The following is a 13,257-nucleotide window of genomic DNA, read 5'->3' on the forward strand; positions in this document are numbered from 1 at the left end:
TTGGGACTGAATGCAATTTAAGAAATGTTATCTTTTTCAGCGGTAAATTCTCCGCCGGGGAAGATTTTTTCAGCCAGCGCAGCATCGCGGAATGGAACATCCTGAACGCGTGTGACTTTGAGGTCATATAGAATTTGCATATAATGGGCCTGATTGATTGGATCGTTTAAGCCGGCATAGAGTGGATCAGCAATGATCTCGCGGCCATGACCTTGCAGATAAGCCGTGCGATCAGGCAAGCAGGACAGGCTTTCAATACTTATAGGCGTAAGTTTACGGGCTCCGAATACTTCCTCAAATGCATTTTCCTGCATCAGCGTATCGAGATAATTTAACGTTTCATGATCGCAGGCTTCAATACGACGATCTGCACGAAACCATTGTGAAAAAGCAGCAGCCAGCGCGCGGCCATTGAATAATGATGCCGGATCACGCTCAAGGTAGCCAGAAAAACGCATAGCCAGATCACCGTCTTCAGAGTCAATGAGGTGACGCCAAAGACCACCATGGCCTTCACCGCGTAATTCCCAACCCACCAGTACGGCGAGAATATCAAGATCGGCAGCGCGAACGCGCTCAAGCATTAAAACATTTTCACATGCATATTGTGCATCAAACCCGCCATGGCGTTTTTCTTGCCAGACATCGCGCAATGCGCGGATCAGCGAAACCAAAAAGGAATTTTTAAAGTAGGTGGAACGGCCTAGTGCAGATATTGCCAAGCCTTGATCACTAAGCACAATTCTTTTTTGTGGTACGTCGATGTGAAAATCAGGGCCTTCCAGAGCCTCTATTGAAAATATCCAACGTTGTTTTTTAGCTTCGGCCAACATTATTCTAGCACTCGGACTGACAGATAATATGTCTTTTGCCCAGCTTAACAGTTTGGCCTCGCTATTTAGAGATGGCGTTTCATCGTAATCAACAAAAGGTGCGGCTTCAAAATCCAACTGTTCAAAATCTTCGTGAATTTCAAGACCATCGTTATATGGATCATGATTACTCATGTCACATTTACCATTTTGCAGATCAAAAAACCGGACTGGGGTATGGTGCGTGTAGTTTTCATGATCGTTCTCACTCACCAGGGGATCGGCGGAGGTAAACGACATTGGATAAATCTCCTCTATTCCCTGAACGTCCTGAACCCGCTTTGGATGCCAGACGTTTGGCGTTTTTCGCAGATTTATCCCCCGTTTTGCTCTTTGAACCGACATCGCCTTCAAAGAGTGTGATGATGTCGGCGCTTTGTCCGGTGTATTGCCCCGTGGGCATGGCTGAGAAGAATGCATCGTCTCGATCCCCTAATCTTTGGTTTTGTGCAGGAGAACGAGCGCCGCCTGCGGTAAGATCAGAAGAAGTTTGCAACTCTTGTTCCGAATCGCGGAACGAACGTTCAAACTTGATAAACCATAGGAAATTGGCGTTTGAGCGATCACGAACATCGGTAAAAATAGGATCTTCCATGATGGTTACGGCATGTTCTGCCAGGTAATTTTTGCCGAAGGGCATTTCACCCAACGCCGCAATCAGGTTTGGTGTAATGTTTTGTTCAGCTTCGCTCAGGTCAAATACATAACCTTTATAATCAGCCAACATTTGATTAATGAGGTTTTTGTCTTGTGTGCGGCAACGCTCTGATAGAAACCAACTTTCAAATACAGCGGCGGTTGCCTGACCATTATTAACCGTGCGGAAATCCAAGAAGGCTTCGCGCGCGAATGCACGGCCTAAATCCGCCATTGAAGAATTTTCAATGCGCTCCCAAACTGATTTTTCACCGGAAAGCTGAAGCTCCCATGCCACGCGGATCATAGAAACCATAAGATCTGCAATTTGAGCCCGGTTGATTAGAACTGCATTATCCGGATGAAACATTAACGGATTGATTAATGCACCTTGGCGATGTTGCCAATGACGTCGCAATTCTTGCGTTGCCAGCAAAACCTGATCAACTTTATTTATATTTGGGTTTATAAGAATTAACATACCAGTACGATCATAATGCGCTGTCTCAATTTGTGTGGAATAGCGTAAGGTGATGCCGTGGTCTTCAGCGGTGGCCAGATAGGCTGTTGCTAAACGGCTTTCGCGCAACATTTCCAGCAACGGCTCTATGGAAAGCATGTTTTGACCGGTTTTGTTGGATGTTATATCTTGTGCATTCTCAGCGAAATCTTCAGTTTTGTTTTCGTCGTGCGCGGTAAAACCAGCAGAAAGTTTTTCTATGCTGTCGATTTCCCTTTTCAGCAAACGAATCTCGCTTTCAAAAATACCCATGTCGGCAGGGTCAAAGTTTGGATTTTCTTCATCTTCATAACTATAATCAAAATCCATATAGAAAAGCGGCTGATCACCGATAATCGTGCTAATGACCGGTTGTGTGTTGTTAATCGTATAAGCCACACGGCATGTCCGGCGCGCTGGCTGGTTTTTTCCTGTAATATCCTTGAATGAATCGCTCATAGTGAACCCAACTTTGATGTTTAATAATGAAAGAACCCCTGTTGCCATTCATATGGCTTATGGTTCTATTATGCCGGGCAAGATGTTAACGGAACCTTTCCAAAAAATGGAAAAACAACGAAAAATCAAAGAAATAGTATGTATTATAGAAAACAAATGGCAGATTTTAACTCGGCCTTAATATTCAGTTTACATATTATTATTCATTATTGATGAGAGGTTAAAATTTTGATTTTCTCAAAGGGTGAAGCCCCACGGGTCAAGGCCCGTGTTTTTTCGTGTCCATAAATTTTACTTGTGTTTACTGCCCAAATGTATCATTGAGAACGGGCATATCTTCGACAAGAAGTTCTTCGTCACTTAAAGATACAAAGCCTTTGGCATCGACTTTTATTTTGCTTTTAAACAAGCTGTCTTTAAATACCATCGTGGCACTGAGTTGGTAATCACTCTCTCTTCCTATATTTTCTAATGTGACAGGCATCAGCATTTTTCCAACGGCTTTACGCGCAGCTGGCGGCGGCGATTCTTTCCATGCAATATCATCAGTGTTTTCGGTAATAACAAAACGGCCATGGCGACCGCGAACATAGGTAAAAAAGAACCGTACATAATCAGTGACGTTTTTTTCATTTAAGTTTATCGGTAATTTTTGATTGAGCGTATAAATTACCTCATTGCTGAAATTTAAGATCATAAAATCAGAATTACTATATAGCGCAAAACGCTGTAGAGGCGGCATTGCAGCGTGATCAGAAATATCTAATAAACGATACCCAGGGTAAAATGACAGCTCTTGAGCAAGAATTGTTGTTTCAACAGGATCAAAAACACTGCCATCGAATTCCGGATTGAGCTTATCCAAAATGACAGCAATTTCATCAAGTTCTAATTTTGTAGAAGCCTCTTGATACATTGGATATCCGGCTGGTTAAAATTGTGTTTCAGTCTTTATGATTAACACAGAATTGATTCTGCGCATAGATCTGTGCGTAACCTGATTAAGAATCATAGGAAAAATATGGGATGAAGATATACCCATTTCATGAAGATTTTTAAAGGAGAGTCATCCCCATGCGGAAAAGTGGTTTTTGATGGATTTGTTTTATCTGAGCGAATCATTACGAATCACGAATAAGTAACAGTGTTTCGGTTTGGGAGAATTGTGGGTAAAAATTGGGATAGATTTTTTTGCCCAAAACTCACAGGACCTATAACTATAAAAACCTTTTTAAATATAAATATATAATTAGTATGAAGAGCCTAGATGGGTCATATTTCCAGCTTGGAAGGATTGAGAAGAATTGAAGAATTATGATTGCTGATCAGGTTTTGAAAACAAATAAGCCGTTTTTGGATGCATTGAATGGGTTTTCGCATGAACGGCCGCCATTTTGGTTTATGCGGCAAGCGGGTCGATATTTGCCTGAGTATCGAGAGCTTCGTGCGCAGAAGGGTGGATTTCTCGAAATGGCATTTGATCCGGTCGCCGCATGTGAAATTACGATGCAGCCTTTGCGGCGTTTTGGGATGGACGCGGCGATTTTGTTTTCGGATATTTTGACGGTGCCGATGGCGTTGGGGCAGAGTTTGGAATTTGTTGCCAATGAGGGCCCGAAGCTTGGGGAGCTGAGTATTGGGGCGCTCAATTATGCGCAATTTTCACGGCTTGATCCGGTTTATGAAACGCTTGGCAATGTGAAAACAGCGCTGGCAGCGGAAGGGTTTAACAATACCGCGTTGATTGGTTTTGCCGGGGCGCCTTGGACTGTGGCAACTTACATGGTTGAAGGCGGTTCATCGAAAGATTTTCTTAGAACTAAGTTGATGAGCTATCAGGAGCCGGAAAAGTTTTCTGCGCTGATTGATTTGTTGGTGGAAGCTACGGCAACGTATTTGATTAATCAGATAACGGCTGGCGCTGAGGCTGTACAGATTTTTGATAGTTGGGCTGGCGCTCTGGATGCGCAGAGTTTTGAACGCTGGTGTATTAAGCCAACGCAACAGATTGTTGAGATGGTGCGCGCGCATCATCCGCATGTGCCGATTATCGGTTTTCCAAAAGGGGCCGGGTATAATTATTTATCTTATGCGCAGGATGCTGGCGTAAGTGCATTGGGGCTTGATCCGCATGTGCCGAGTGATTGGGCGAAGTGCGCTTTGCAAATGTTATGTTCGTTACAGGGAAATCTTGATCCGGCCGTGTTGATGGCCGGGGGAGATGCTATGGTGATGGCTGTAGAGAAGATATTGGCGGATTTGTCTTCGGGTCCGTTTGTATTTAATCTTGGGCATGGCATTCACAAAGATACACCGGTTGAACATGTTGAGCAGTTGGTGAAGTTGATCAGGGGAGAATTTTAGAATATGGCTGAGAAAATCGCGGTTGTGTTGTTTAATCTCGGTGGACCGGATTCTAAAAACGCGATTCGTCCGTTTCTGTTAAATTTTTTCATGGATAAAAATATTATCAGTTTGCCTGTGCCGTTTCGTTGTTTGTTGGCGACGATGATTGCGAATCGGCGTTCCAAGCGCGAAGCTGGTGAAAGCTATGGTGAGCTTGGAGATAAATCGCCCTTGTTGGACAATACGAATGCGCAGGCCAAGGCATTGGAAAAAGTGCTGAAGGCAGATTCACGTGAAACAAAATTTAAGGTGTTTACATGTATGCGTTATTGGCATCCGATGGCTGCGCAAGTGGTGCGTGAGGTGCGTGATTGGGGTGCTGATAAAATTATCTTGTTGCCGCTTTATCCGCAATTTTCAACGACAACAACGTGGTCGTCGCTGGAGCAGTGGAATAAAGCGTTGTTTGAGGCGGGTATTGAAATTCCGAGTGCTATGGTGTGTTGTTATCACGAAAATGCCGGGTTTGTGAGTGCGTCGGCGGAAAATATCAAGGCGTGCTATGATCAGGCACTTAAAGACGGGCATGAGGCTCCACGGGTTTTGTTTTCTGCGCATGGCTTGCCGGAGAAAATTATTAAGGATGGTGATCCTTATCAATGGCAATGTGAGCAAAGCGCTAAGGCGATTGTGAAAAAGCTGGGCATTGAAGGTCTGGATTATCAATATTGTTATCAATCGCGTGTGGGACCGCAAAAATGGATCGGGCCGTCGTTGGGTGAGGCTTTGGTGAAAGCTGCGCAGGATAAAAGGGCTGTGATTGTGTATCCGCATGCTTTTACGCAGGAGCATGTTGAAACGCTGGTTGAGCTGGATGTGGAATATAAGGAAGAAGCTCAAAAGCTTGGTGTTTCCGGATATTACCGGGCGCAGACGGTAGGCACGCATCCGGATTTCATTGAAGGGCTTGCCGGGCTTGTGGAGGAGTATTTGGATAAGGATGGCGTTGCTCCTGAAGGGTTTAAATGTCCCTGTTCGGAAGAATTTGGAAAATGTTGCGTAAAAACGAGAGCGGTCATGGTTTGTTCGATATGTAAGGAGGCGGCTTAAAATTATGCAGGATTTTTTACTTCAACATTATGAATGGGTGCGCGCACTGCATATTATCAGTGTGATTGCCTGGATGGCTGGGATGCTCTATTTGCCGCGTTTGTTTGTTTATCACACAGCGGTGGTAGCGGGTTCTGAGATGTCTGAGACATTTAAGGTGATGGAACGGCGTTTGTTGAAAGTCATTATTAATCCGGCGATGATTGTGAGTTGGCTGTTTGGTCTTTCGATGCTTTACGCCAATCCGGGGATGCTGGAAGGGCAAGGCTGGATGCATGCGAAATTGTTGTTTGTGGTGTTGATGTCGGCGGTTCATGGTATGCTTGCCAAGGATGTGAAGCGTTTTGCGCATGACGAAAACACCAAGAGCAGTAAATATTATCGCATTCTTAATGAAGTTCCGACGGTGCTCATGATTGGGATTGTGATCTTTGCTGTGGTGCAGCCTTTTTAATCTCTTTCAGGTTTAATTCCTCGCCGCTTGCGACGTAATCGTCATCGCGAGCGAAGCGAAGCGATCAAGTGCCACAAGGATAAATTCTGGATTGCTTCACCGCCTTTGGCGGTTCGCAATGACGTGGTACCTCGCCCCTTGGGGCGGGGGTGTTCATTGTCACAAGTTAAGGTTTTAGAAACTTTAAGCCCTTACAGTAAAATAATGTGATAAGTGCTTGACAGCGCTTTATCCTTGTGATTAATAGGGAAGTATCTTTAAGGATCAATCCATAACATTTTGGACGCAATTGATTTGAGCCGTGTTTTGCGGCCACGAATTAGAGAGAAGTTAGCGCTGAGTAAGGCTTCTAGAGGAGCTGGCGCGATAAACGGAATATTTTCCAACAAAAAAGTTAGTTATACATTCAAATCTTAATATCACATTCAACAACAGCGCAAATGCGATTGTAAAGCGAAAATCACATGAATTTACAAGAACTTAAAACTCGCTCACCGGCTGAACTTTTGGCTTTTGCAGAAGAGCTTGAGATTGAAAACTGTAGCGCGATGCGTAAGCAGGATATGATGTTTGCAATCCTGAAACAGCTTGCAACGCAAGGAACGCCGATTTTTGGGGCGGGTGTTTTAGAGGTTTTACAGGATGGTTTTGGTTTCTTGCGCAGCCCGGAAGAAAATTATTTGCCGGGGCCAGATGATATTTATGTCAGCCCGTCGCAAATTCGTCGTTTTGGTCTGCGCACAGGGGATACGGTTGAGGGCGAAATTCGTGCGCCGAAAGATTCCGAGCGTTATTTTGCGCTGCTTAAGGTTGGTTCGATTAACAATGAAACGCCTGATAAACTGCGCCACCGGATAAATTTTGATAACCTTACGCCGCTGTATCCTGAGCGGAAAATCAAGCTGGAGCTTGATGATCCAACCAAAAAGGACAATGTTCAGCGGGTGATTGAGTTGACCTCGCCGATCGGATTTGGCCAGCGGGCTTTGATTGTGGCGCCGCCAAGAACGGGTAAAACCGTGATGTTGCAGAATATTGCAACGTCCATTGCGGAAAACCACCCGGACGCTTATCTGATCGTTTTGTTGATTGATGAGCGTCCGGAAGAAGTGACGGATATGGCGCGCAGCGTGCGCGGCGAAGTTGTGTCTTCAACTTTTGATGAGCCAGCTTCCCGGCATGTACAGGTCGCGGAAATGGTGATGGAAAAAGCCAAGCGCCTAACTGAACATAAGCGCGACGTGGTGATTTTGCTCGATTCCATTACGCGTCTGGCGCGGGCTTATAATACTGTGGTTCCCTCTTCCGGTAAGGTTTTGACAGGAGGTGTGGATGCCAATGCCTTGCAACGGCCAAAGCGATTCTTTGGCGCAGCGCGCAATATCGAACAAGGTGGCAGCCTGACAATTATCGCTACTGCCTTGATTGATACCGGGTCACGCATGGATGAGGTGATTTTTGAAGAGTTTAAAGGAACAGGCAACTCCGAGATTGTTCTAGATCGCAAGATTTCCGATAAACGTGTGTTTCCGGCAATTGATATTCAAAAATCAGGAACGCGGAAAGAAGAATTGCTGGTTGATCGCGATACTTTGCAGAAAATGTGGGTATTGCGGCGTATTCTTACGCCGATGGGCACCGTTGACGCTGTTGAATTCCTGCTCGGCAAAATGAAACAGACAAAGAATAACGATGAATTCTTTAATGCGATGAATCAGTAATCTGCATCACAGGTTATATTAATCTGCTAATTTTTCTTTTAATTCGCGCATGGTAAAGGCGATGAAGTCGCGCTGGGAGAGCATGCCGGTAAGTTTTCCGTTATTATCTGTGACCGGCATATGGCGAAATCTGCCATGATTCATACGGCCCATACATAAAAGCGCAGAATCGTGGGCGGTCGCGGTTTCAATCCCTTTTGACATGACATCTGAAATTTTTGTGCTTTCAACATCACGGCCCTGCCCGACAACGCGGACCAATAGATCACGCTCGGTAAAAATACCAACCAGTTTGTCATTATCTGTGACTGCTACGGCGCCGAAATGTTTGAAGGCCATCATAACGACAACATCGTAAACGGTATCGTCTGGTTTGCAGGTTAGGACCTGCTTACGGTTTTTAAACTCAGGCATGTCGGCGATGTGCATGGTAGTGTTTCCTTATTTCGGTCATGATGAATCACAGTGTGATTTTAATGCTCTATAAACGTATCATAACTGATCTCAGGTGGATAAAAAGAAAGTCATACAATTGTATTTGAATTGTAATTGTATCAATTTTTTAGCAAATTTTCCATGTAATCACTTGAAAAACAATACAAAATCGAAACGAAAGTATTTGCCATAATTATAATTGTGTGATGGGATAAAGGTATAAGCCTGGCCTATCAAAAAGGTTATATAAAAACAATAAATGGGTTCACGTCTTAAGTCAGGTCATAAAAAAATAAAACAGTGCGTAAGACTTAGGTGGGTAACATGAAAACTCAAAAATATTCCAATTGCTGGAAAACTGATCCTCGGGCTGCCTATATTCCAGGTGCCGTGTTGGTTTCTCTGGTTCTTCTTCTTTGTTTAACTGTAGGACCGGCCTGGTCTTTTGAAACGCTTGATAGTGTTCAGGATCAGACCGCGTTTGATGATCCAAAACAGGCTTTGACGACCAGTTATCCTTCTCAACCCTCTTCTCCGACCGTGGCGGATTCATGCCTTTCCTTGCTCAAATCCATCCATCATACTTCCCCCGTATCTGTCACGGATCGGAACCAGCGCTCGGCTGGAAAAGCGGCAGCTCTCGGCTTGGTTCTTGGTGTGCGTTTTGCCCTCTCGCCACCGCAAAAAGCCAAGTCACGTGCTGATAGACCGCGTCTTGACGTCTGGCAAACATCTGGCACTTTCGCTGGTGACCGTTCTGCTCTCGCGGTGACCGCTTATCGCCAATGCCAGAAAGAACAGGCGCTTAAGGCTATCAGTGAATTTCGTTGGGCTCGATAATTGCTTCTCCCTATTTGCCTTATTTATTACAGGCAAAGGGTTCAACGAAATATGAAGATGTGCCGCAAATACTAAAGTGACTGTCCCTCGCGTCGCTGGTCGTCTTTCGGAAGCCTCCCACACAGGTTTTCCGGAGACGACCTCCCTTCTTTTGAAACTCATTATTTAGAGAATAAAGATTCCAAAGATTTTTGCATGGCGCGTTTGAGGTAGGTTTTCGCTGTTACGTATCCAGCGCCCAGAGCGGTCAAGCCTGCTATACCGTCCGTTAAGAGTGCAATGTTGTTTGTGTGTGGTAAATAGGGCAAAAGCGCAGCTTTGCCGATATACCAATAGAAGGCGCCTAATCCTGCGGTTATCAGAAGCCCAAGCGCGATACTGATCTGGCGCGGTTTTTTGCCTAAAAACCCAATGGCTTTACAGGCCATTAACACAAGTTTACGTGTGGTGTCTTCAGAAAGGCCGATCGGGTTTTTTTCTTCGATGACTTTCAAGGTTTTTTTTGGGCCAAGTTTGGATGTTGCAAGCAAGATTTCGCGTAAGGTGCGGTAACGTCCGGCTTTTTGAATAAGGCTTGCAGCGTCGCCCTGCCCCATTGCGGCGGCTTTTAATGCTTTGATGCCGGGCGCGGTAATTTTTTCTAGGAAAGGCGGCATATCGTAAAGTTTTGCCTGTGTGCCAAAAAGGAAAGCCGGGATTTCCAGTTTTTCTTTTAGCATGAAGGTGACATGGGCCATCGGGACCTTGATGTGATAAGGAATCGATATGTCGTTGCGTTCTTGTTCCAGTTCTTTGTGGCGGTGAATGATTTGAATGTTGGAATGGTGCTGGATGTCTGATCCCAGTAAATCAAGCTTTTCAAGCGCTTGTTGTGGAATGGTGGTGCGATCGAAACTGTAAAGACCGACGGGATTGATTTCTGCGCGGCAGAGTACAGAGTTCCAGGCGTGTCCGTTGCATTGTCTGCATTGCATGGTGCCAACGGCTTTGCACATAGCGCATTGAACTTCACGGCTTTCGTGGCATTGGCTGCAACCGATCCGGCCGGTTCCGTTGCAGCGCATGCATTGTTGATTTTGGTTGTTTGGGCCGAGGATGTATTGGCGTCCACCACAAGTAGGGCAGGTTTCTGAGCCGCGTGCGTGGCAGCGTGGACACGGTTCCCGGCCTTTGCCATGACAACGCACACAGGTGATTTTGCCTTTGGAAGCGCAGGCACTGCAGGGTTCATGGGTGACAAAATCTTTATGCAAAAATGGAAGTTTTATCAGTATGTTTTTAAGACACAGTCCTTTATCAGGGCGCTCCAACACTGCGTCGCGGATGCGTTCAACGACATCAAGACTATGGGTGATTTTGTAGGTTTCTTTATTGACGGCTTCCTGAAAGGCGCCTGCATTGGCCACTAACGTCGGGCCAGTGATTTTTCCGGCCTGGCGCTTGATGGAGAGTTTGGTATCGAGCTTCATTTCGGTGATAGCCAGGAATTCAAGGGTTTCGCCGTCATAGGCGGTGATATCGACATCTTCGTTTTTTAAGCCGTTGCCTTTGATGGCTTCGCACATTTGAAGTAGGGCTTTGGTCTTGAGTTCAGGGTCAATTTCGGAATGATAGATGCGGGTGTTGAGCGCTTCGGAACCAGAGCCGGTTTTAGGTTGATCAGCAGGCGGGTTTTGTGGATATGGCGGCTCGTCGTTCATCTTTAACCCCTGTAGTTTTGCTTTATCTGTGTTAAAAGCTTGAAATCATAAGAGCATAAAAGATGGGATGAGATCAATGAAAGTGACTTTTGATATCGACTGCACACCGGAGGAAGCACGGAAATTTTTGGGTTTGCCGGATGTGGCGCCGTTGCAAGAGGCGATGATGGAGGAGCTGCAGGCCAAGATGCAGGAAAATGTTCAGGCAATGGACCCGGAAGCGATGATGAAAACGTGGTTTCCGGCCGCACTTCAGAATATGAGCGATATGCAGAAAATGTTCTGGGGCCAGATGGGTCTGAAGACAGGTGAGCCGGAATAAATGAGTGAGACGATTTTTGCATTGGCCAGTGGGCCGGGCCGGGCCGGCGTGGCGGTGATCCGGGTGTCGGGGCCGCAGAGTTGGGCGGGTTTGCAGGCGCTTTCGGGTCGGGCGGATTTTATCCCCCGAAAGGCGGCGCTGGTGGATTTAAAAAACGAAGATTCACGTGAAACGCTCGATAGAGCCCTTGTGTTGCCGTTTAAAGCACCGGCGAGCTATACGGGTGAAGATGTGGTGGAATATCATCTGCATGGCGGGCGGGCCGTGGTGGATGCGGTTTTGGCGGCGTTGGCTGGTCTTGATGGGCACCGGATGGCCGAACCGGGTGAATTTACCCGCCGGGCGTTTGAAAACGGCAAGATGGATTTGACTGAAGCCGAGGCGGTGGCTGATTTGATTGATGCCGAGACGCAGGCCCAGCGCTTACAGGCGCTCTTGCAGATGGGCGGCGTTCTGATGAACCTTTATGAGGGGTGGGCGGATCGGCTGAAGCGAGCTTTGGCGCATCTGGAGGCGGAGATTGAATTTCCAGATGAGGATTTACCGCAGGAAATAGCGCCGGAAATTACGGCGGATTTGAGCGCAATTTCGCAGGAAATGAGCGAACATTTGAATGATAACCGGCGCGGAGAACGGTTGCGTGACGGGATTCATGTGGCGGTGATTGGGGCACCGAATGTAGGGAAATCTTCGCTGGTTAATGTGTTGGCCCAGCGCGATGTGGCGATTATTTCCGAGATGGCCGGGACAACACGCGATGTTATCGAAGTGCATCTGGATCTGGGCGGATATCCGGTGATTTTGGCTGATACGGCGGGTCTGCGGCCCGATCAGATTGGCGCCGAGGGGCAAGAAGGGATTGAATCTGAAGGCATTCGCCGGGCGCTTTTGCGGGCGAAAACCGCCGATATTACATTGCTGGTGTTTGATGCAAATGCGCCAGAGGTCGATGCGCATACATTGGCCCTGATTGATGAGCGGGCGGTGTTGTTGGAAAATAAGACGGATAAGGACGGGGCGAAGGCGCAAATAGAGGCGGCGTTGCCGATTTCGGTAGAGACCGGGGAAGGGTTGGATGCGTTATTGGGCTTGTTGCAGGAAAAGATTGAGGGTTTGATTGGGCGGCGTGAGGCCCCTGCCCTGACCCGCCGCCGTCATCGCGGCTGTATTGAGGAAGCGCGTGAAGCGTTGGTGCGCGCGCAGACGGCGGCTTTGCCGGAGCTGATGGCGGAAGATGTGCGCTTGGCTGTGCGGGCGCTGGGGCGGATTACGGGCCGGGTGGATGTTGAAGATTTGTTAGACGTGATTTTCCGCGATTTCTGCATAGGAAAATAGAGATGAGTACGATTTCAAGTTTTTCGCCAGTGGCAAATTCTGATGCGCGGTTGCTTGTTCTTGGCAGTATGCCTGGTGAAATGTCTTTGGAAAAAGGGCAATATTATGCACATCCGCGCAATCAGTTCTGGCTGATCATTAAGCAGGTTTTTGAGGTATCGCAGGATCTTGAGTATTGTGAATCTCTTGCGCTTTTGAAAGATCGGCATATTGCATTGTGGGATGTGCTAAAAAGTTGCAGGCGGACTGGTAGTCTTGACAGTGCGATTCAGGAAGAGAAAGCAAATGATTTTATTACTTTTTTCAAGGCTTATCCCAGTATAAAAACAGTTTGTTTTAACGGTAAGAAAGCTGGGGCCAGCTTTCGAAAGCACGTTTTTCCGGTTCTTGATATCGATCGGTTTTCATTTCACACGATGCCGTCTACCAGTCCGGCATATGCAGGATTGTCTTTTGAGGGCAAATATCAGGCTTGGCGAGAGGTTCTGAAGGTGAAATAGCTGGCATTCTGGCTGGCTTTTCCTGTAT

13 protein-coding genes are annotated in these 13,257 nt (G+C 46.6%); 8 read left to right on the forward strand and 5 right to left on the reverse strand.

Features of this window, described 5'->3' with window-relative positions; translation table 11 throughout:
* Positions 1–17 precede the first annotated feature (17 nt).
* From H6859_08495 to H6859_08505, 3 genes are all read right to left on the reverse strand, one after another.
* Positions 18–1,112, reverse strand: coding sequence for a hypothetical protein (locus H6859_08495; GenBank protein ID USO05180.1), 1,095 nt, complete (start codon positions 1,110–1,112; stop codon positions 18–20).
* On the reverse strand, positions 1,078–2,337 hold the full coding sequence (locus H6859_08500; GenBank protein USO05181.1) for a hypothetical protein: 1,260 nt from the start codon (positions 2,335–2,337) through the stop codon (positions 1,078–1,080). The genes H6859_08495 and H6859_08500 overlap by 35 nt, the downstream gene beginning before the upstream one ends.
* A gap of 430 nt (positions 2,338–2,767) precedes the next feature.
* A complete protein-coding gene (locus tag H6859_08505; GenBank protein USO05182.1) occupies positions 2,768–3,382 on the reverse strand; it encodes a hypothetical protein in 615 nt (204 codons plus the stop codon).
* A gap of 398 nt (positions 3,383–3,780) precedes the next feature.
* On the opposite strand from H6859_08505, the gene H6859_08510 reads away from it, so the two are divergent.
* The 4 genes from H6859_08510 (at position 3,781) to rho (ending at position 8,097) form a co-directional block, all read left to right on the forward strand.
* Complete coding sequence (locus H6859_08510) at positions 3,781–4,830, forward strand: uroporphyrinogen decarboxylase (GenBank protein USO05183.1); 1,050 nt, start codon at positions 3,781–3,783, stop codon at positions 4,828–4,830.
* Positions 4,831–4,833: 3 nt separating this feature from the next.
* Positions 4,834–5,922, forward strand: a complete 1,089-nt coding sequence (hemH, locus tag H6859_08515) for a ferrochelatase (GenBank protein USO05184.1) — start codon at positions 4,834–4,836, stop codon at positions 5,920–5,922.
* A 4-nt stretch (positions 5,923–5,926) separates the two neighbouring features.
* A complete protein-coding gene (gene hemJ, locus H6859_08520; protein USO05185.1) occupies positions 5,927–6,376 on the forward strand; it encodes a protoporphyrinogen oxidase HemJ in 450 nt (149 codons plus the stop codon).
* A gap of 464 nt (positions 6,377–6,840) precedes the next feature.
* Positions 6,841–8,097 carry a transcription termination factor Rho gene (rho, locus tag H6859_08525; protein USO05186.1) on the forward strand — a complete coding sequence of 419 codons (1,257 nt, stop codon included), beginning with the start codon at positions 6,841–6,843 and terminating at the stop codon, positions 8,095–8,097.
* Between the two features lie 18 nt (positions 8,098–8,115).
* On the opposite strand, the gene H6859_08530 is transcribed toward rho, so the two are convergent.
* Positions 8,116–8,526 carry a CBS domain-containing protein gene (locus H6859_08530; GenBank protein USO05187.1) on the reverse strand — a complete coding sequence of 137 codons (411 nt, stop codon included), beginning with the start codon at positions 8,524–8,526 and terminating at the stop codon, positions 8,116–8,118.
* Between the two features lie 330 nt (positions 8,527–8,856).
* Here H6859_08530 and H6859_08535 point away from each other — a divergent pair, with 330 nt between their 5' ends.
* Positions 8,857–9,372, forward strand: coding sequence for a hypothetical protein (locus H6859_08535; protein USO05188.1), 516 nt, complete (start codon positions 8,857–8,859; stop codon positions 9,370–9,372).
* 161 nt (positions 9,373–9,533) lie between these two features.
* Here H6859_08535 and H6859_08540 read toward each other — a convergent pair whose 3' ends face one another.
* Positions 9,534–11,072 carry a hypothetical protein gene (locus H6859_08540; protein USO05189.1) on the reverse strand — a complete coding sequence of 513 codons (1,539 nt, stop codon included), beginning with the start codon at positions 11,070–11,072 and terminating at the stop codon, positions 9,534–9,536.
* Between the two features lie 76 nt (positions 11,073–11,148).
* Here H6859_08540 and H6859_08545 point away from each other — a divergent pair, with 76 nt between their 5' ends.
* Genes H6859_08545 through H6859_08555 form a run of 3 tightly spaced genes read left to right on the forward strand, consistent with a single transcriptional unit; the run spans position 11,149 to position 13,229 of the window.
* Positions 11,149–11,394, forward strand: a complete 246-nt coding sequence (locus tag H6859_08545) for a hypothetical protein (GenBank protein USO05190.1) — start codon at positions 11,149–11,151, stop codon at positions 11,392–11,394.
* Complete coding sequence (gene mnmE / locus H6859_08550; protein USO05191.1) at positions 11,395–12,729, forward strand: tRNA uridine-5-carboxymethylaminomethyl(34) synthesis GTPase MnmE; 1,335 nt, start codon at positions 11,395–11,397, stop codon at positions 12,727–12,729.
* A gap of 2 nt (positions 12,730–12,731) precedes the next feature.
* A complete protein-coding gene (locus tag H6859_08555; protein USO05192.1) occupies positions 12,732–13,229 on the forward strand; it encodes a DNA-deoxyinosine glycosylase in 498 nt (165 codons plus the stop codon).
* The last annotated feature ends 28 nt before the right edge of the window (positions 13,230–13,257 follow it).

The organism is Rhodospirillales bacterium, assembly GCA_023898785.1.
GTDB lineage: Bacteria > Pseudomonadota > Alphaproteobacteria > Micavibrionales > Micavibrionaceae > TMED27.